This window comes from Paraburkholderia sp. GAS38 (assembly GCF_050434965.1).
Lineage (GTDB): Bacteria > Pseudomonadota > Gammaproteobacteria > Burkholderiales > Burkholderiaceae > Paraburkholderia > Paraburkholderia phenazinium_A.
In genome coordinates, this window is sequence record NZ_JBNDJO010000001.1 from 201,610 (window position 1) to 221,410 (window position 19,801).

Consider the following 19,801-nt stretch of genomic DNA (forward strand, 5'->3'; position numbering starts at 1 on the left):
AGCCAGGAACACACTGAGTTCCTGCTTCATGCAAAACGACCAGGGCGCCTAAAGGGCGCCTTTTTTTATTTCACCATCCCTGGAGTGCAAGCATGACCATGATTCGCGGCACACGTTTTATCGTCGGCAAGGAAGCGGCGCAAGCCCGCGCGTTGGAGAATCGTTTCCGGAGCTACCTTCATTGATGCCGGCGCGGAAGAAGCCATCGTCCCTGCGCTGTGGTCGCAGGACACCTTCATCGAAAAGGCCGGCGGCAGCGAAATCATCGGGCAGATGTGGGCCTTTCCGGACAAGAAGGGCCGGCCCTGTTGCCTGATTCCCGAGGTCACGGCGCTGTTTCAGGAGCGCTGCCAGGAACTGCTCGAGCGGCGCCGCGAACGCATGCTGTTTTACGTCGCACGCTGCTACCGGTATGAACGTCCACAAGCCGGCCGGTACCGCGAGTTCGTGCAACTCGGCTTCGAGTACCTGTGTCCGGACCCCGAACGCGCGCTGCTCGCCAGCCGTGAACTTGCCGCGGGCTTTCTCGATTCGCTCGGGCTGCGTTATGCGCTCGACCCCGCCGCGAAGCGCGGCCTCAGCTACTACCTCAACGGACAGGGCTTCGAGATTCGCTGCGCCGAACTCGGCGCGCAACAGCAGGTAGCAGGCGGCGGCGCGTATCGCGAGGGCGCGGGTTTTGGTCTCGGCGCAGAGCGGTTGCTGCTGGCGATGGGGCTGCAGGATCGGCTCACGGCCTGATGGCCCGCTAATACCCGGCTCATGCCTGTTTAACCGGGTGCGCTGCCGAAGAAACACACGGCAAGCTCATCGTGACCGCGACCACGGACAACACCGTGGCGCGCTCAAGCGCCCCGTCTTAGTGCAGTCCGGTGAAAAGGGATACAGAATTCGCCGCGCCGCGGGAGCACAGTTTGAAGAAACCGCGAAACAGGCCGTTTCAAGGGGTTTTGTTGATGAACAACGCGTTCTCTCGCCCTATCATATGCGCCAGATTGACGCACCCCCAGCGATGAAGAGGGGAGACCAACTCGTGGAGCCATGATGTACGCAGAGAGTATCGACAAATTCGCCAAGACCGGCGCGCATAAGGCAGAGTCTATCGTGCGCTCGCCGCTCGCCTTTCTGATTGGCGCAGCTATGGCTGGAGCCTATATCGGCTTTGGCGACATCCTGATGTTTTCGGTCGGCTCGCATGTCGATCCGGCCTACGTGCACCTGATCATGGGTGCGGTGTTCGCCTGCGCGCTGACTATCGTCGTGTTCGCCGGCTCGGATCTGTTCACCGGTACTGCCATGTACATGCCGTTCGCCGTGTTGCGTGGCGAGACGGGTGTGGGCGGCATGGTGCTGGTATGGGTGGTGTGCTGGATCGGCAACCTGATCGGCGCCGTGGTGCTCGCGGCGATTCTGCATGCGGCCGGCGGCGGCGTGCTGCTGACCGACGGTTCCGAGGTCTTCTTCAAGGCCGTCACGGCGAAGATGTCCGCGCCGGGTCTCGCACTGTTTTCGAAAGGACTGCTGTGCAACTGGCTCGTGTGTCTCGCGATCTGGATGGCGGCGCGCACCAATAACGACGGCGCCAAACTGGGCCTGATCTTCTGGCCGGTGTTCGCGTTCGTGGCAAGCGGCTTCGAACACAGCGTCGCCAACATGTTCGTGTTTGCGCTGGCGCTGATCGGCGAACACCCGGAGACGGTCACGCTTGCCGGTGCTGTGCACAACGAAATATTCGTCACGCTCGGCAATCTTGCCGGCGGCGCCATCTTCATGGGTCTGGGCTACTGGATGCAGGAAGGCGGCATCGGCCATCCGTCGAAGTCGCGTCTGCCTGCGACCGCCGGCGGCGCCCGTAGCAACTGATCTCAGCCTAATGCTTTTAGTCCGTCCGCCACTTCCTGGACCTCGGTAGGCCGCACCACCCGGGCGATTTCCACGCCGTCGCGCAGGAAGATCAGCGTGGGCCACAGCTTGACCTTGAACGAGCGTCCGAGCCGCCGGCCGGGTCCGTCCTCGATCTTCAGGCGCGGCACCTGCGGATAAGCGTCGAATGCCTGGCCGATCACCGGCTGGGCCGCCTTGCAGTAACCGCACCAGTCGGTGCCGAATTCGAGGACCGTTGCGCCCGCAAGCGCGTCGACTTCGGCACGCGTCGGCGCGGTGGTGGAATAGGCGGTGGAAGCGGCGGCGTGAGTCGTCATTTTTGCTCCGAAGTGGATGAGGCTGGCAGCGTAATTTACCGGACTTGAGGCCGTGCTGCGCGCAGCGGGACGGCTTCAATGTATCGGAAAACTGCACGCGCAGCATTGAGCGAACGCTGCCGCGAACCGGCCAGGCCTTCACTCAATACCGGTCTCGCCCGCCAGCTTGGGAAACAGGATGCCTTCCCTGACGATGCCCCCAGGCTTGACGCCTTCACCCCAAGGCCGATCCCAACCCGGCCCGGCTGACACGCCGAGCCACGCCTGCAGCTCTGTCATCTTGCCCGGCATCACGGGGCAGAGCAGGTTGGAGACGCTGTAAAGCGCTTCCAGCAAGATATAAAGCACGGTATCCAGCCGCCCGGCGGCATGCGGGTCTTTGGCCAGCGTCCACGGCGCGCTGCTCGCCACATAGACGTTGAGCTGCTTCACGAACTCCATCACCTGCTCGGCCGCGCGGCCGAGTTTCATCTCCTCGACGAGAGCAAGAACCACGGCCGGCAATTCGCGCGATCGTACGATCAGCGCCTGTTCCGCTGCTTCATAAACCTTGGGTGCAGGGACGACCCCGCCGCGATACTTCACGACCATCGACAGGCTGCGCGACGCCAGGTTGCCCAGATCGTCGGCCAGATCGCGATTCAGGCGCTGTTCGATCACGGCGTGACTGATGATGCCGTCGAAGCCGAAGCTGACCTCGCGGATCAGCGTATAACGCAGCGCATCGACACCATAGGTGTGCGCCGCGGCCAGCGGATCGACGCCGTTGCCGAGCGACTTGCTCATCTTGCGTCCGTCGGCGCCCAGCAGATGTCCCGACACATGCAGGCGCCGATACGGCGCGATGCCTAGCGCATGCGTCATGCTCAGCCAGAAGAGGGTATGCGTGCGCAAGATATCCTTGCCGATCACATGCCGCACCGAAGGCCAGAAGTGCGCGAAGGCCGGCTGATCGGGATAGCCGAGCGGCGACACGTAGCTCAGCAGGGCATCGAACCAGACGTACGTAACGTGCCGCGTGTCCCAGGGAATCGGGATGCCCCACTCGAGGCGCTCCACCGGCCGCGAGATGCTCAGGTCGCCTATCGGTTCTTCCAGCAGCTTGAGGACCTCGTTGCGGTACTGCGCGGGCTGGATCAGATCGGGGGTATCGAGCAGCAACTGGCGCATCCAGTCCCGGTGCGTCTCCATGCGGAAGAAGTAATTAGGCTCGCGCCGCACGACGGGCGGCTCCTTGTCCTCGGGCAGCTTGCCGTCGACCAGCTCCTTCTCCGTGACATAACGCTCCTGGCCGACCGAGTAGAGCCCTTCGTATTCCGCGAGATAAATCTCGCCGGCGTCGAACAGGCGCGTCAGGCACTCGGACACGACCCGCGCGTGGTCCGGCGCCGTGGTGCGAACAAACCGGTCCGGCTCGACCGCGAGACGCCGCCACGCTTCTTCGAACGACTTCGCATGCCGTTCGGCGAACGCGCCAGGCGCTTCGTTGGCCTCTTTGGCGGCCTTGGCGATTTTCTCGCCGTGCTCGTCGGCGCCGGTGAGCAGCATCACCTGATGGCCGGCCGCCCGCAGGTAGCGGGCCATGATGTCCGCGTGGACGCTGGCGTAGGCATGGCCCATATGGGGCCGGTCGTTCACGTAGTAAATCGGCGTGGTGATGTATCGGTACGTCATTGCCGCTCCAAAAAAGAAAAGGGACGCCAGCGGCGTCCCTTTTTAGAAGCAAAAAAGCCCTCAGCGCCTGGGGGGAGAACCTGCCAGGAACATACGCATCGAACGAGCGGGGGCTTGAATAGCTTGAATTTTCATCGAGAAATCGTCGAACACTATTGAGTGGTGAACCAGCGGCCCAAGCCGCAAGTTTTTAATCGTGCCAGCAAATCCGCTCACTGTCTAGCGCCGCGAGGCGGCCGCATGCAGACCCGGGTGCAGGCCAACTGAAGGCCAGGCGCGAGGCGGGCGGTAGCGCGCGTGGGGCGGCATCCGGCACACCCAGGAGGCACACATCCGGCCGTCGCTCGGACATAATGACGGCACCGGCGCCTACGATGCACCGTGGGCCGCGCGGCGCGCCACGCCGCACGGGCGAGCCGCGCCCACCCAACCCTTCAACAGCGATTGACGAGGATTACCCTGTATGGACCGCCTCCAGGCAATGGAAGTCTTCACCCGCGTGGTCGAGACCAACAGCTTTTCGAAGGCCGCAGAACTGCTGGATTTGCCGCGCGGCTCGGTGAGCAACCTGATTCAGGCGCTCGAGCAGCATGTCGGCGTGCGCCTGTTGAACCGCACCACACGCCAGGTCAGCGTCACTGAAGACGGTGCGCTGTACTACGAACGTTGCGTCGGCATCCTTGCGGAGATCTCGGACGCGGAGTCGTCGTTGTCGAACAAGCGGCAGAGTCCCGCGGGCACCATCCGCGTCGATACCTCCGGCACGCTGGCGAAGGCGCTGTTGCTGCCGGCGCTCGGCGATTTTTATCAGCAGTACCCAGAGATCGAGGTGCGTCTCGGCCTCGCGGACCGCAATATCGACCTGATCCAGGACGGCGTCGATTGCGTGATCCGCATGGGCTTTCTGGAAGAGTCGAGTCTTGTTGCACGGCGCATCGGCAATTCGCGCATCACAACGTGTGCGTCGCCCGCGTATCTCGCCGCACACGGCACGCCGACCACGCTCGAGGAGCTCCAGGGGCATCGCGCGGTCAATTACGTGTCCGCGCGCAGCGGCAAAGTGTTCCCCTTCGAATACCAGGTGAATGGCGAAGTGGTCAAGGTGACGCTGGACGGTGCGCTCGCGGTGAACGACGGCACCGTCTACATCACGGCGGGCGCACTGGGCTACGGCATCATCCAGCCCTCGCGCTTCATGGTCGCGGATATGATCGAGCGCGGTGAGTTGCAGGAAATACTGACCTCGTACGCCATCCCGTCTACGCCGCTGTCGATTCTCTATCCGCACCGGCGCATGAGTTCGCGCGTGCGCGCATTCACGGAATGGATCACGCAGCTCGCGACTCAGCATCCGGATCTCGGTCTTTGAGCCGCGTGCTGCGCGAGATATGCCGGAATTATTTTTTTACAACAAAGTATTTCGCACGCCAAAGCGGCATTTTTTTAAATTGTCGCGTGGCGCCTGCGCGGTTTTTTTCTCTTCCATGGCGTCCTATGATGGCCTGAGTGCGCCGGCCTGAGTGTGTCCCCTCCGGTTCGACTGGCGTACACCGATCCGGACGACGGCATTCATGGACAACAGGATTCGCGGTTTCGACGGACTACGCGCTATCGCCGTACTGATGGTGTTTCTACAGCATCGCGTGCTGAGCGGCCGCGACGAGACAGGGCACCTCGGCGTATGGATTTTCTTCGCGCTCAGCGGCTTTCTGATCACCGGCATCCTGAGCGCGCAACGCCGCACGATCGAGCGCGACGCGAGCGACTTTTTTACCGAGCTGAAGCGCTTTCTGTTTCGGCGGACGTTGCGCATTTTTCCGATCTACTACCTGCTGCTGATCGTGATGGCCGTGCTGATGATGTTTGGGCACGCCGCGCCGCAGCTGAAAAGCGGCTTGCCATTCCATTTCGCTTACCTGTCGAATATCTGGATCGGCGAAGTGTTGCGTTACTGGCCTGGCCCGTGGTCGCACCTGTGGAGCCTTTCGATCGAGGAGCAGTTCTATCTGTTCTTTGCGCCGCTGCTCCTGCTGGTACCGGTTCGCTGGCATCTGCTGGTGTGCTGTGCGGTGTTCGTGACCGGGGTGGCGTCGATGCTGTTGATGCGTTTTGCGGGTACGCCGGAAATCGTCGTCTACACCCATCCGTTGACGAACTTCTGGATGCTGGCGCTCGGCGGCATCGGCGGGGCGTGGTTGCGCGTGGAAGGCTCGACGCTGCGTGCGCTGCTGTCGCGGCAGTCGGGCTTCATTGCGGTGTTATTCGGCGTAACGGCGTTGTGCGTCACCGAGCCGAACTGGTCTGCGGTCGCGAATCCCGCCGTCTATACGCTCGTTTGCACGCTGTACGGCATGGGCATTGCGGCTCTGGTCTGTGCGGTTGCGTGCAGCGGTAGCACGGCGCTTGTGGGCGTGCTGGAGACGGGCTGGCTGGCGTCGTTGGGCCGCATCAGCTACGGTTTTTATCTGTATCACAACTTCGTGCCGGACCCGGCCCGGCTCAACCGCGTGAAGGCGCTGTTTCACGGCGCGGCCGAGCCCACCTGGGTACGGGTCGCGGGAATTGCGATTTCGTTTGGCGTCTCGTTGTGGTTGGCGAAACTGTCGTGGCGCTTCATCGAAGCGCCGATTCTGCGACGCAAGGCGGAGTGGACCCAGCGCGTGGTGAATACGACGGGGCGTCGCGCGGAGTTGTATAAGAGTTAGGGCGAAGCGCGCCGCAGCAGCTTACGCACTGGGCGGCACCGCGCCCGCCGGTTCCAGCCCATCCACGCTCGCATGAACGCGCCAGCCGGCAAAACGCACCTGCAGATTGCGATACTTCTTCAGATAGTGAAGACCGACCAGCGCCGCGGCGAAGCCGGAAGCGGCGCCGACGCCGAGCGCCCAGCGCGGTCCGAAATGATCGGCGACCCAGCCGACAATCGGCGCGCCCAAGGGCGTGCCGCCTAACGCGATAGCCAGCAGAATCGCAATCACCCGGCCGCGCATGGCCGGCTCGGTGGATAGCTGGACGAGGCTATTGGTCGACGTCGTGAAGGTCTGCGTGCATATGCCGATGACGACCAGCGTGAGTCCGAACAGCCCGTAGGTGGGCATGCATGCGGCGAGCGTGCAGCCGAATCCGAACAGGGCGGCGCTCACCAGCAACAGCGACAAACGGGGCTTTGCCCGCCGCGCAGCCAGCAGCGCGCCCGTGACGGATCCGATTGCCATCGTCGAGGTCAGGAGTCCGTATTGACCCGCACCGGCATGAAACGCCGTGACCGACATGGTGGAGATAAAGATCGGGAAGTTGAGCCCGAAGGTGCCGATCAAAAACAGCATCAGCAGCAGCGCCTTCAGATCGGGCCGTTTCCACACATAACGGAAGCCGTCGACAAAGCCCCCGCGTGCGCGGTGCGCCTTGAGTTTATGGTGCAGTTCGTGGACGCGCAGAATCTTCAGCGAGCCGAGCACCGCCGCAAACGAAGCCGCGTTGATGAGGAACACCCAGCCGGTGCCGACCGACGCGATCAGCACGCCGGCCACGGCCGGGCCGATCATGCGCCCGGCGTTGAACGAGGTGGAATTCAGCGCCACCGCGTTCGACAGATCCTCCTCGCCGACCAGTTCGGCGACGAAGGTCTGCCGTGCCGGCGAGTCGAATGCGGTGACGCAGCCAAGCAGAAACGCAAACAGGTACACCTCCCACAACTTCACGAGCCCGGTGACGGTGAGCAGGCCGAGCCCAAGGGCGAGGCCTCCCATCGCCGCCTGGGTCACGAACAGGAGCTTGCGGCGGTCGAGATGGTCGGCCGCATAACCGGTCAGCGGCAGCAGAAGCAGCATGGGCCCGAACTGCAGCGCCATCACGATGCCGACGGCGGTCGCGTTCTTGTGGGTCAGCTCGGTGAGGACGAGCCAGTCCTGCGCCGTCCGCTGCATCCAGCTGCCCACGTTCGAGACGAGTGCGCCGCCTGCCCAGACCCGGTAGTTGAAGCCGCTCAGCGAGCGGAAGGTGCCTTTCACCGGACTATCCTTGAAGCTTGCGTGAACCTGAAGCCGAGGTTGAAGCCGAAGCCGAACTCGGGCCCAGGCGTGCGTGCGTTTGCTGCGTGGCCGGGCCGCTCACGCGCCGGTCTTGCCGAGCAGCGCGACGATTTCGCCGACGGTGCCGGTTTCGCCGAGCCGCGGGAAAATCCGCGTGACCGCGTTGTGGTGGGTGTCGGCGTTGAGGTCGGTCATCGCATCGGTGGCGAGCGTGACGTTAAAGCCCAGTTCGTACGCCTGGCGCGCGGTCGATTCGACGCCGATCGAGGTCGCCACGCCGACGATCACCACCTGCGTGACGCCGAGACCCTTGAGGTGCTGTTCGAGGCCGGTGCCGACGAATGCGCCCCACGTGTGCTTGGTCACCAGGTGGTCTTCGGGCTGCTGGTTCAGTTGGGGGACGAGGTCGGTCCAGCCTGCGGGGAACGCGCCGCTGTGACGCGCCTGTTCCGTGCGGCCCGGCGCGCCGCCGGCCACGTTGACGAGCACGACCGGCAGCTTGCGGGCGCGGAACGCGTCGAGCAGCACGATGCTTTGCTTGACGATTTCATCGGTCGGGTGCGCGGTGGGAAGCGCGAGGATGCCGTTTTGCAGATCGATGACGATCAGTGCGGTCTTCGGGTCGAGCGTGGTGACTGCCATGATGGACTCCTTGAGGGGTGAGGCTGAGGCCGCTCCGAAATGGGGCGGCCGGAGGTTAGAGGATGGACGGATGCGGTTCGCATGGACCCGCAGGGGGTTCTCCGCCACTCGCGGCTGGGTAGCTTGACCACCGTCGCGCCGTGGGACAACGGACCTGCCGCCGCGGCGAGGCCACCAGCAAACAACAGGCTCAAGTCTCGACGAGCCGTTTGAGCAGTTCGACGGCGCCCGCCAGTTGCGCCTGCTCGGGCGGCGCGAGTTTCGCGCGAATGGCGCGGAACAGCCAGTCTTCGCGCGCGGCCCGGCCGCTGCGGATCGCCTCCGCACAGGACGGCGTGAGCGAGAGAACGGTTTGCCGCCCGTCGGCCGGATCGGGCGCGCCGCTCACGAAACCGGCCGCCTTCAGGGCGGTAACCGTTTCGCCCATCGACTGGGGGCGCATGCCTTCGGCCCGGGCCAGCGCGGTGACGGTGGCGGGCCCCTCGCGATCGAGACGGGAGAGGACGCGCACCTGCGTCCAGCTCAGATCGCCGAAGTTCGACTGCTCGCGCAGTTGCCGTTTCAACTGGCCGATGACGACGCGCAACTCGCCGGCCAGCGCCAGTGCGCGGGCGGCTTCGGGGTCAGCAGGGGAATCGCTCATGTCTGGCTGGTCCAGGAGAACGGGGAATGGGGGGGCACAATCGGCCAGGCGGAAATTAGGAAGGCCACCTGTTAAGGTTACCTTCATAGTTGGGCGCGAGTCAAGCATGAAGCCTGCGCCGGCCTTGCACCGGCACCTCGCGAGGGGCTACGCCCCGCTCACTGCACCGTGTCCGGGTTGCCCACGCCCGACCCCGGCTCGAGGCGGTCGGAGTCGTCGTCGCTGTCCGTTGGGCTGTCGCGCTCATCGGCGCCTGGCGAGCGCGCCGTGCGTCTGCGTGCCTCGAGCACGTCCTGGTAGTGCAGCCACGAAACGTGCTCGCCCGATTTGGCGGCGTACATGGCGGCATCGGCGTTGAGCAGCAGCGCTTCGGCCGAGGTGCCGTCGGCCGGGTAGTGGCTGATGCCGATACTCGCGCCGACCAGCATCGGCTGCCCATCGATCAGCAGCGTGTCGTTCAGGGCGCGGATGATGCTGGCGGCAATTCCCGGCGCCGCATCGGTCGAGCGGGCGCCCTTGACCAGCACGATGAATTCGTCGCCGCCGAGTCGCGCCACCATATCGCCCGCGGACTCGCCCTCGGCCAGCACCGCTTGCAGACGACGCGCCACGGTGGCCAGCACGCGGTCGCCGACGGCGTGGCCGTACTGGTCGTTGATCTGCTTGAAGCGGTCGAGGTCGACGAACAGCACCGCGAGCCGTTCGCCCGCCGCCGCTGCCTCGTGAATCGCGGCCTCCAGCCGGTCGGCGAACATCATCCGGTTGGGCAGGCCGGTCAAGGCATCGTGACTGGCGAGATGAACCAGCTCGTGTTGCCTGTGATGCAGGACGTCGAGTTGCGAGCGGATTTCCCGGCGCATCCGGTCGAAGCCACGCGCCAGCACGCCGATTTCGTCAGTACGCCTGAGCGGCAGGGCGCCCATCGTATGGTCTGCGAAGAAATGGGTGGCCGCATGCGCGAGCATGTGCAACGGCTGGGTCAGCGCCCGCGCGAACAGGATGGCCAGCAGGAACGCAAGCACGCTCGACACCAGCACCATGCGCACAATCCGGTCGCCGAGCAGCGTGGCGCCGGCCAGCACGTCCGAGAGCGGCTTGGCGAGACCGAGCACGACGAAACGGTTGCCGTCCGCCACGCCGAACGGCTTGCGGATGAACGCCAGCACATGCCCCGCGGCCTGCTGCGGCCGCACCAGACCGTTCATCAGCACATTGCTTTTCGACTGGTCGAAGAGCGGCACGGTTGCCGGAAAACTATCCTGCATCAGGATGCGCCGCCCCCGGTCGAAACCGAAGGTCTGCGCCGCATCCGGGTGGATCAGGAAATCGCCCCATTCGTTCGCGAGATACACCTGGTAGTCGCGCGGCAAGTCGACCTGCAACACCCTGAGCAGGCTCGCGAGGTCCACGTCGAGCACCACCACGCCGACCACGCTGCCGTCGGCGGCTATCACAGGCGTGCCGAGACGCAGCGTCGGCTTGCCCTCGGCGGAATGCGCGCCGTGCTCGTGATTGACCGTGATCGGCGAGATATAGATGCCGCGCGGCGGCAGCGCGAGCGTGTCGAACACGTAGGCAAACTGACCTTTTTCCTGCAGCGCCCTTGTCTCGACCCGTACCGCGCTCTGGGCGTTGCGGTCGAAACGGATCAACTCGAGTCCGTAGTGCTGACGTGTGATCAGGCGGATCTGCAGATACTCGGGGTGATTCGCCATGAAGCTGCCGAAGACCTTCGCCAGGCGCTCGCGGGAGGCATTGGTGCCCGAGCCGTCGTCGGATTGGGCGACCCGCGCGGCCGACGGCAAGGTGGCGAGCACCTCGGCATCGGCGGCCACGTCCTGGATCGCCACCGAAAAGCGCTGGCCGAGCAACTCGGTGGACGTCAGCAGATTCTGCTCGGCTTCGTTCACGAGCATCGTGCGGTTGGCGTGGTACGCGTAGAACCCCGTTGTGCCCGAGGCGATCACACCGATGCAGGCGAGCAGCAGCGACAGCTTGAAGGTCAGACCGGGACGCATCATTTGAAGGTCTCCGGCAGGTCGCCCGAAACGATCTTGCTCCACAGGGTTTCGCGACGCTGCACGTCGGCCACGGGACGGATCCAGACCAGATGCGCGTTGACGTTGCTCTCGGGCGAGGGCGTCAACGTATTGGCGAGGCCCTGGCGCTGGATCAGCAGCGCGCTGACCTCCGGTTCGAGCATGTAGTTGATCCACGCGAGCGCGAGCGGACGATGCGCGGTCGCACTCGTCATGGCCCAGCAGTCGAGCCAGGCGAGCGCGCCTTCGTTCGGGATCACGTAGCCCACATCCGCGCCCGCCCGACGCAACTGCGCGAGCTGCTGGGTGCCGTAGTTGCCGAACATCAGCGCGGCCTTGTGATGGACAAAGAACGCCGTCGCCTCCTCGGGCAAGGTGTAGTAGGTGAGCAGGTTGCGCCGCAGATCGACCAGCTTGAGGGCGATCGCGCGGGTTTGCGCGGGACTGAGCTGGAACGGATCGGGATAGCCGAGCGCAAGCGCCGCGAACGAGAAATTGTGCTGCGCGCTGTTGAAGTCGAGTACCTTGCCGCGATAGCGCGGATTCCATAGCTCGGTCATCGAGGTCGGCGCCACCGCGATCTGCTTGCGGTCGTAGATCAAACCCATCGACGAGTAGGTGAACGGAATCGCGTAGACCTTGCCGCCTGCGGTCAGGCCGTTGATTGACGAGAGCGCCTGGAAACGCGGTAATTGGCGTCGCGTATTCGGAATCTGCGCGAGGTCGAGCGGGGCCAGCATGTTCTCTTGCGTGTAGCGCTGGATTTCGGCCGTGTTGGCGGCGAGCACGTCGAACGGAGGCGTGTGGCCGGCATGCAGGTTGTCCCATAGCGCTTCATCGGAATCGACCAGCGTCACTTCCACCCTGGCATGAAAGCGCGCCTCGAAAGCCTTCACGACATCGGGATCGGCGTAGCCGGGCCACGCCAGCACGCGCAGGACGGTATCCTCCGCCATCGCCGGGGCGGTCGCGAACAGGCAGCCGCATACCAGCAGCGGGAGCTGCAACAAGACGCGATATGCGCGCCAGGTGATGCGCGGCGAATTCGCCGGTGTCCTAACGGATCGGGGCGTTCGCCGCGAGAAAAACCGGGGGCCCCAGTGCATGTCATCGGTCCTTTGGCAAGCGTGTACACGGGATCAGTGCCGCCCAGCATCATGCACCCGAATTCGAGCATTTGCATCGCGACGTCGCTCGCTTCGCCCTGCATTTGACAATGTCGAACCAGGCCCGGCTGAGATCACACTGATCTGCTGTTCGCTTTTTGCGAAGGTCGTTGCGCGCTCCGCTCATACTCGCAATCCGAATCCGGTCCGACATCGTTTCGCGGAACATCGGCGAGCGCGCCTCTCGTCTGCATATCGGCCCCTGTGACGATATCTTTAGTCGTGAAGGCGTGGTGGATGTTTCAGAAAGTAACTTCACGGCAAGCATCGCGCGGATGTCGGTGGACTAGCTGAGGTCACAGCGCGAAGACAAAAAAAAAGCGGCCCCGCGAGGGGCCGCCTGCACTTCCTGGCGGATGACGCTAACTGGATCTGCGGGCCGTTGCCGACCGTTAGGTCCGCTAACCCATCAGGACGACATCACCGTCACAGCCTTCGTCACCAGATACGCTTCCACGGCTTCAGGGCCGCCTTCGGAACCATAGCCCGAATCCTTGACGCCGCCGAACGGCATTTCCGGTGTCGGCGTGGCCGGTTGATTGATCCACAGCATGCCGACTTCAAGCTGCTGCGAGAGCAGATGCACGTTGGCGAACGACTTCGTGAAGGCGTAGCCGGCGAGACCGTACGGCAGGCGGTTAGCCTCGGCAATCGCGTCTTCGAGCGAGTCGAAGCCGCGAATCGCCGCGATCGGGCCGAACGGTTCGTTGTTGAACACGTCGGCTTCGAGCGACACGTTGGTCAGCACTGTCGGCGCAAAGAAGTTGCCTTCCGTGCCGACACGCTCGCCGCCGGTGGCGACCGTCGCGCCGGTGGCGCGGGCGTTGTCGAGCACCTTGGCCATGGCCGTGAGGCGGCGCGCGTTGGCGAGCGGCCCGAGCGTGGTGCCTTCGGCAAGGCCGTCACCGAGCTTGAGGCTCTCAGCGTGCTTGACGAGCGCCTGCGAGAACTCTTCGCGGATGCTGTTGTGGACCAGAAAGCGCGTCGGCGAAATGCAGACCTGGCCCGCGTTGCGGAACTTGGCGCCGCCGGCGGCCTTGACGGCCAGCGCGACATCCGCGTCCGCCGCGACGATCACCGGGGCGTGGCCGCCCAGTTCCATGGTGGCGCGCTTCATGTGCAGGCCCGCGAGGGCGGCCAGTTGCTTGCCGACCGGCGTCGAACCGGTGAAGGTGACCTTGCGGATGACCGGATGCGGAATCAGGTAGCTCGAGATCTCAGCGGGGTCGCCGAACACGAGACCCACCGTGCCGGGCGGCACGCCGGCTTCGACAAACGCCTGCAGCAGGGCAGCGGGCGATGCCGGGGTTTCTTCCGGCGCCTTGACGAGGAACGAGCAGCCGCTCGTCAGGGCCGCGCTCAGCTTGCGCACCACCTGGTTGACCGGGAAATTCCACGGCGTGAAGGCGGCGACCGGGCCGATCGGTTCCTTCAGCACCAGCGACTGGGCGGCCAGATTGCGCGACGGCACTACGCGGCCGTAAATGCGACGGCCTTCGTCGGCGAACCATTCGATGATGTCGGCGGCCGACAGCATTTCAACGCGGGCTTCGGCGAACGGCTTGCCTTGCTCCTGGGTCATCAGGCGCGCGATGTCCGAGGCGCGTTCGCGCACCAGGGCGGCGGCCTTGCGCATGACGGTGGCGCGCTCGTTGGCGGGGATCTTGCGCCAGGCTTCGAAGCCCTTTTGCGCGGCGGCGAGTGCGCGGTCCAGATCGGCGATGCCGGCGTGGGCCACCTTGCCGATCGGCTTGCCGGTGGCGGGGTTGATGACCTCGAGGGTTTTGCCGCTGGCGGCGTCGCACCACTCGTTATTGATCAGGAGTCGGGTATCGGTATAGCTCGATGTAGCCATGCTGGGTTCCTCTGATGGGTAGGGCGAGTGGCCGCGACAGTGTGCCGGCGGCCGGAGATGGGCTGCGGATTGTTCAATCTTAGCCGATTGTGGCCGGCGGCACAGGCTGCGGGGGCAGCCGCGGGCCGCCGCCGGGATGAGGCGAGGCGATCATTGCGCGGGCGACGGGGCGGTGTTCTGGTGGTTGGCGCAGTCGGCGGTCGCGATCATGCTGGCCTGGTCGGGTGTCATGCCCGGGCCTTGCTGGCTGTAAATCCGGTCGATGATGGCGTTGATAGCCTGGCGGTCGGCGTTGTCCTTGTAGTACTTGGCCGCCTGGTCGAGCGCCTGCGCTTTCGTCTTCTTGTGCGTGCGCCACGACGCGACCTGCCCGGCAATATCGCCGAGCGCAAAACATTGATCGCTGACGGTCTGCGCCATGGCTTCCATGGCCGGCTGCGCCAGGCAAACCGCCAGCGCGGCGGATACGACGACTCGCTTCATTCCGAAATCCTGTGGTGAGCGGAACGACGTTTCTGCGGCGGGCGAGCGTGTCGCCTGGCGCGGAAGCATCGAACCAAACCCCCTAGTTTACCGATAAGCGGGCCGAACCGGTTGTCAGACCGGCAGACGTGCGCGCCGGAGCCGCCGGTTCGCCGACCGGCCAGCCTGGCGCAACCGGTGTGCGTCAGTCGAAGTCGGTGGAGCGCGACACGGCCTCCCAGGCCGTGATTTCGTCACCCAGCGCGGCCAGTTTTTCCCGGACCAGGTTGAGCGCATCGTTGCCAAGCAGGAGGTGCACGGGTGGGTCCTCGGCTTCGACGAGCTTCAGCAGCGCCTGCGCGGCTTTGGCCGGGTCGCCGGACTGCTTGCCGCTCTTCGCCTCGCGCGCCGCGCGGATCGGGCTGAACAGCGCATCGTAGTCGGGGATGCTGCGGCCCGCGCGGACCATCGAGCGGCCGGCCCAGTCGGTCCGGAAGGAGCCCGGCGCAAGCGCCGTGACCTTGATGCCGAAACCGGCCACTTCTTTGGCGAGCGACTCGGAAATGCCTTCGAGCGCGAACTTGCTGCCGCAGTAGTAGGCGATGCCCGGCATGGTGATGAAGCCGCCCATCGACGTGACGTTGACGATGTGTCCCGCGCGGCGCGTGCGCATGGCGGGCAGCACCGCCTTGATCATCGCGACGGCGGCGAAGACGTTGACGTCGAACTGGTGGCGCAGATCGGCGAGCGGCGACTCTTCGAGCGTGCCTTCGTAGCCATAGCCCGCGTTATTGACGAGCACGTCGATCTGGCCGACTTGATCAGTGATCCTATCGATTGCCGGGGCGATCGCATCGAACTCGGTCAGCTCGAGCACGATGCCATGCGCGCGACCGGGGGCCAGCGCTTCGAAGGCTTGCCGCGCGGCGTCGCCGCGCACCGTGCCGACGACGCGATGGCCGTCGTTCAAGGCGGCCTCTGCGAAAGCGCGGCCAAAACCGGAGCTGACGCCGGTAATCAGGAAGGTTTTACGGGGAGTGTGGCTCATGGTGGGGTCGTCCTTTCGCTTGTCGATCATCATCGGTGGCGAGTCCGGCTCGGGGTGCCGCAGCGCGGCACGGTGCACAGGCAGGCAAGGCATACGCATGCCGCCGGCAAAGGCGTTGTCCAACCGGAACTCGCTTTGCATCTTAGGAGCCGCGCCGGCCGAAGCGAATGCCGGTTCTTCTGTCTTGCTTGCCTGATCCTATGAGCCGGTAGATTTCTGTCGGTGCAAATGGCACATTGCAGGCTGGCAGGAACGCGAAAAAACGCGCAAAAGGGCCCGCATGACTCTCGCAGACGACGACTGGACACGCACGCAGCGACGTATGGTGGCGTTGCTCGACGCGCTGACCCCGGTTGAGGGATACAACCTGACGGCGTTGCCCGACGTGCGTTTTCTACGCTCGAACCGGCCGCTCGCGCGCACGCCGGTGCTGTACGATCCGGGCATCGTGATCGTGTGTCAGGGCCGCAAGCGCGGCTTCCTCGGCGACGAGGTCTATCTGTATGACGCGCAGCACTATCTGGCCGTTGCGGTGCCCGTCCCGTTTTCGATGGAGACGGACGCCAGCGAGGCCGAGCCGATGCTGGCCATCTATTTCCGGCTCGATTTCAACCTCGCCGCCGACCTGATGCTGCAACTCGACGAACGGCACGATAGCGTGCCCGCCGGTCGTCCGAAGGGCATGATGTCGACCCCGCTCGACGCCAGACTCGGTGTGTCGGTACTGCGCTTTCTCGAAGCGATGAGTGTGCCGCTGGAGGCGGAGATGCTCGGCCCGGCGCTGGTGCGCGAAATCTACTTTCGCGTCCTGACCGGGGAGCAGGGGGCGTCGATGCGGGCCGCGCTGACGCGTCAGGGGCAATTCGGCAAGATTTCGAAAGCGCTGCGCAAGATCCACCAGTGCTTCGGCGAAGCGCTCAGCGTCGAACAACTGGCGATGGAGGCGAGCATGAGCGTGCCGTCGTTCCACGCGCACTTCAGGGCGGTGACCAACACTTCGCCGATGCAATATCTGAAGTCGACAAGGTTGCACCAGGCGCGTCTGCTGATGGTCAGAAACGATGTGACGGCGGCCGTCGCGTGCGTGCAGGTGGGCTATGAGAGCGCCTCGCAGTTCAGCCGCGAATTCAAACGCCTGTTCGGGCGCAGCCCCGTCGAAGAAGCCGACCGGATGAAGCAGAGTTTCGCGCTTCCCGAGGCTGCGCCCGGTTCCATCTACGTCTCGTCGCATTGAGCGACGAAACGCGATGGCTGCCGCGTGGTGCGCTTAACGCAAGCCGCCGCCCGCCAGCAGTTGCTCGCCCGTCAGCCAGCCGGCGTCGTCCGAGGCGAGGAACACCGCGACCTTCGCGATGTCTTCGGGTTGACCGACGCGTCCGAGCGGCGTCTGAGTCACGAGCGCGGTTTCCATATCGGACCCGATAAAGCCCGCGCTCGTCGCGCCTTCGGTTTCCACCATGCCGGGATTGATGCTGTTGACGCGAATCTTGCGCGGCCCGAGTTCGCGCGCCAGCACGCCGGTGATCGCATCCACCGCGCCCTTGGTGCCCGTGTACACGGCGCTGGCCGCAGGGGTGACGCGGCTGACGACCGAGCCGATGTTGATGACGCTGGCGCCTTCGCCGAGGTGTTTCGCGGCGGCCTGGGTGGTGAGCAGCAGCCCGAGCACGTTGACGTTGAACTGCTTGTGGAAATGCGCTTCGGTGATGCCTTCAATCGGCGCGAACTCGTAGACGCCCGAGTTGTTGACGAGCACGTCGAGGCGTCCATAGGTTTCGATGGCGGCATCGATGATGCCTTGTGCATCGGCGGCCTGCGAGACGTCGCCGCGTACCGCGACCGCCTTGCCGCCGGCCTGGGTAATGGTGGCGACGACTGCATCGGCGCCTGCCTGGCTGGAGGCGTAGTTGACGACAACCGACGCGCCTTCCGCGGCGAGCGCTTTAGCGATGGCTGCGCCAATCCCTTTCGATGCGCCGGTGACGACGGCGACTTTGCCGGTGAGCTTGCTCATGACTGAATCCTTTCAGGGGGAGTACATCGGAGCATCGGCGAGAGGTTTCCCGCAGGTGCAAAGAGAGTAGGGCTGAAAGGACTGTAGTCGATCGGCCGCGAGAGATCATTGCGCTCGCGGCGAATTCATTGGACGGAACTGGCGAACAATGACGTGGTGCGACGAGCCTCAGGGCTCAACCGGCTCCGTCTGCGATGCCGACGCGTCGCTTTGCGCGAGACGCCGCTCGAGCAGCGCTTTCGATTCCAGCACCGGTTTGCCTTGCAGCTTGTTCAGCGCCTGCTGCAGCATGAAGTCGTCGCTTGAACCGAATTCCACCGGCGCGCGGTCGCGATCCTTCTGACGCTGTTCCGGCGTCTCCTTGTCGCTGCGTTCTTCGAGCAGCCGCAATTGTTCGACGCGGTCCTGCTGGCGCGCCTGGAGTTCTTTCTTTTCGTTCGGATCCTGGATGTTCGCGAGGTGATTCGGATAATCGGCTTCGCGCGTCACGAGCGCGTCGTCGGGGTCGCCGTCGGCGTACTGGTCGACCGGAACGTCCGGACGGATGCCGATGTCCTGGATGGAACGGCCGCTCGGGGTGTAGTAGTACGCGGTCGTCAGGCGCAAGGCCGTGTTCGAGGTCAACGGCACCGAGGTCTGCACCGAGCCCTTGCCGAAGGTGGTCTTGCCGAGGATCACCGCACGATGCGCGTCCTGCAGCGCGCCCGCCACGATTTCCGATGCCGAGGCCGTATAGGCGTTGGTCAGCACGATCATCGGCACGGTCTTGAAGATGGCCGGCTCGTTGAGCAGCGGATCGCTGTTAAAGGACGACAGCCGGTAGTACGCGTAGGTGTCGCGATAGGCGCGCTTCGAATACTCGACCTGGCCGTTGGTGGTGACGACGATCGAATCGCGCGGCAGAAAAGCGCCCGCCACGCCGACCGCGCTTTCCACGAGGCCGCCGCCGTTATTGCGCAAGTCGAGAATCAGGCCCTTCAGATTCGGCTCCTGATGCGCGATGGTGTTGAGCCGCGCCGCCAGGTCGGGCGTCGTGTGCTCCTGAAAACTCGTAATGCGCACGTAAGCGTAGCCTGGCGCCGGCATGGCCGTTTTCACGCTCTGCAGTTTGATGACGGCGCGCGTGACGGTCAGCGGGAAGGTCCGGTCTTCGCGCTTGCGATAGAGGGTGAGCGTGACCTTGGTGCCCGGATTGCCGCGCATCAGCGCCGACGCCTGATCGGGCGTCATGCCGTTGACCGGTTTGTCGTCGATGCTCGTGATCAGGTCGCCGGGACGGATGCCGGCGCGAAACGCGGGCGTGTCGTCGATCGGCGCGATGACCTTGATGAGTCCGTCTTCCGCGCTGGTTTCGATGCCGATGCCGGCGAAGCGGCCGGTGATCTGTTCCTGCAAATCGCGAAAGTCTGTTTTGTCCAGATACGCTGAATGCGGATCGAGGCTCGACACCATGCCTTTGATCGCGGCGGTCAGCAGCTTGTCGTCGTCGACGGGTTCGACGTATTCCTGCTTGATCTGGCCGAACACTTCGGCAAAGAGTCTCAACTGGTCGAGCGGCAACGGAGCGGAGGGCGGCTGGGCGGCGGACGCGAACCCGGGCAGGATGGCGGCGGTGCCGAACGTCATGCTCAAGGCGAGGAGACAGGGCAATTTCCGCATGATGACGATCCGGTGTGCGTGACAGTTCTCCACAGTACCGCAGCTATTTTCGTTTCGCAATCGTGGGGCATGTTGGGGGCGCGTGTCGATCGGGCCCGCCGATAAAGATCACGCCGGGTGGCGAAGACGGAACCGCAGACCCATCGGACAACTGCACTAGACAAACACTCGAAAAAAAGCCGACCGGTTAACGCGGTCGGCTAAAGATTCTGGCTATTCCGAGGGCCGTGCCAGAACCTGAGAGAGCTCGCATTATCGCATGTCGCCTTTGCCCACAATATTTTCGCGCGTGGAACGTCTTCGTTCTCAGGGTGCAGCACGCTCCCGGTTGTTGGACCCGAGATTCATTTCCCTCTTCACCAGAAGG

Annotated in this window: 17 protein-coding genes; 5 read left to right on the plus strand and 12 right to left on the minus strand. The window is 64.4% G+C overall.

Annotated features, from left to right (window positions below; translation table 11 throughout):
- The first annotated feature begins 237 nt into the window (after positions 1–237).
- A complete protein-coding gene (locus P3T42_RS00885) occupies positions 238–741 on the plus strand; it encodes an ATP phosphoribosyltransferase regulatory subunit (protein ID WP_429305241.1) in 504 nt (167 codons plus the stop codon).
- A gap of 300 nt (positions 742–1,041) precedes the next feature.
- Positions 1,042–1,863 carry a formate/nitrite transporter family protein gene (locus P3T42_RS00890; RefSeq protein ID WP_253190187.1) on the plus strand — a complete coding sequence of 274 codons (822 nt, stop codon included), beginning with the start codon at positions 1,042–1,044 and terminating at the stop codon, positions 1,861–1,863.
- Between the two features lie 2 nt (positions 1,864–1,865).
- On the opposite strand, the gene P3T42_RS00895 is transcribed toward P3T42_RS00890, so the two are convergent.
- Positions 1,866–2,201 carry a thioredoxin family protein gene (locus tag P3T42_RS00895; RefSeq protein WP_429304899.1) on the minus strand — a complete coding sequence of 112 codons (336 nt, stop codon included), beginning with the start codon at positions 2,199–2,201 and terminating at the stop codon, positions 1,866–1,868.
- A gap of 138 nt (positions 2,202–2,339) precedes the next feature.
- Entirely contained in the window at positions 2,340–3,875 is a 1,536-nt protein-coding gene (metG, locus tag P3T42_RS00900; RefSeq protein ID WP_429304900.1) for a methionine--tRNA ligase, read from the minus strand.
- 463 nt (positions 3,876–4,338) lie between these two features.
- Between metG and P3T42_RS00905 the strand changes: the two genes are divergently transcribed.
- Together P3T42_RS00905 and P3T42_RS00910 are read left to right on the plus strand one after the other, a co-directional pair.
- The gene (locus P3T42_RS00905; protein ID WP_429304901.1) at positions 4,339–5,244 is read left to right on the plus strand and encodes a LysR substrate-binding domain-containing protein; all 906 of its coding nucleotides are present in this window, start codon (positions 4,339–4,341) and stop codon (positions 5,242–5,244) included.
- 202 nt (positions 5,245–5,446) lie between these two features.
- Complete coding sequence (locus P3T42_RS00910; protein WP_429304902.1) at positions 5,447–6,580, plus strand: acyltransferase family protein; 1,134 nt, start codon at positions 5,447–5,449, stop codon at positions 6,578–6,580.
- Between the two features lie 21 nt (positions 6,581–6,601).
- Here the strand turns inward: P3T42_RS00910 and P3T42_RS00915 are convergent, their stop codons facing one another.
- The 8 genes from P3T42_RS00915 to P3T42_RS00950 all read right to left on the minus strand — a co-directional run bounded on the left by P3T42_RS00915 (position 6,602) and on the right by P3T42_RS00950 (position 15,761).
- Entirely contained in the window at positions 6,602–7,885 is a 1,284-nt protein-coding gene (locus P3T42_RS00915; protein ID WP_429304903.1) for an MFS transporter, read from the minus strand.
- A 99-nt stretch (positions 7,886–7,984) separates the two neighbouring features.
- Positions 7,985–8,548: an isochorismatase family protein gene (locus P3T42_RS00920; RefSeq protein ID WP_074299314.1), complete on the minus strand. Its 564-nt coding sequence runs from the start codon at positions 8,546–8,548 to the stop codon at positions 7,985–7,987.
- A 190-nt stretch (positions 8,549–8,738) separates the two neighbouring features.
- Positions 8,739–9,191: a MarR family winged helix-turn-helix transcriptional regulator gene (locus P3T42_RS00925; RefSeq protein WP_074299312.1), complete on the minus strand. Its 453-nt coding sequence runs from the start codon at positions 9,189–9,191 to the stop codon at positions 8,739–8,741.
- Between the two features lie 158 nt (positions 9,192–9,349).
- On the minus strand, positions 9,350–11,212 hold the full coding sequence (locus P3T42_RS00930) for a diguanylate cyclase domain-containing protein (RefSeq protein WP_429304904.1): 1,863 nt from the start codon (positions 11,210–11,212) through the stop codon (positions 9,350–9,352).
- The gene (locus tag P3T42_RS00935) at positions 11,209–12,186 is read right to left on the minus strand and encodes an extracellular solute-binding protein (RefSeq protein WP_429305242.1); all 978 of its coding nucleotides are present in this window, start codon (positions 12,184–12,186) and stop codon (positions 11,209–11,211) included. Before P3T42_RS00935 ends, P3T42_RS00930 begins: the two co-directional genes overlap by 4 nt.
- A gap of 619 nt (positions 12,187–12,805) precedes the next feature.
- Positions 12,806–14,251: an NAD-dependent succinate-semialdehyde dehydrogenase gene (locus tag P3T42_RS00940; protein WP_074299308.1), complete on the minus strand. Its 1,446-nt coding sequence runs from the start codon at positions 14,249–14,251 to the stop codon at positions 12,806–12,808.
- A gap of 150 nt (positions 14,252–14,401) precedes the next feature.
- Positions 14,402–14,734 (minus strand): hypothetical protein, encoded by a 333-nt coding sequence (locus P3T42_RS00945; protein WP_074299306.1) that lies wholly within the window; start codon positions 14,732–14,734, stop codon positions 14,402–14,404.
- A 184-nt stretch (positions 14,735–14,918) separates the two neighbouring features.
- On the minus strand, positions 14,919–15,761 hold the full coding sequence (locus P3T42_RS00950) for an oxidoreductase (RefSeq protein ID WP_429305243.1): 843 nt from the start codon (positions 15,759–15,761) through the stop codon (positions 14,919–14,921).
- A 280-nt stretch (positions 15,762–16,041) separates the two neighbouring features.
- Here P3T42_RS00950 and P3T42_RS00955 point away from each other — a divergent pair, with 280 nt between their 5' ends.
- Positions 16,042–16,995 (plus strand): AraC family transcriptional regulator, encoded by a 954-nt coding sequence (locus P3T42_RS00955; RefSeq protein WP_429304905.1) that lies wholly within the window; start codon positions 16,042–16,044, stop codon positions 16,993–16,995.
- A 33-nt stretch (positions 16,996–17,028) separates the two neighbouring features.
- Here the strand turns inward: P3T42_RS00955 and P3T42_RS00960 are convergent, their stop codons facing one another.
- Both P3T42_RS00960 and P3T42_RS00965 read right to left on the minus strand, forming a co-directional pair.
- Positions 17,029–17,775, minus strand: coding sequence for a glucose 1-dehydrogenase (locus P3T42_RS00960; protein ID WP_429304906.1), 747 nt, complete (start codon positions 17,773–17,775; stop codon positions 17,029–17,031).
- Between the two features lie 168 nt (positions 17,776–17,943).
- A complete protein-coding gene (locus tag P3T42_RS00965; RefSeq protein ID WP_429304907.1) occupies positions 17,944–19,434 on the minus strand; it encodes a S41 family peptidase in 1,491 nt (496 codons plus the stop codon).
- Positions 19,435–19,801 lie beyond the last annotated feature (367 nt).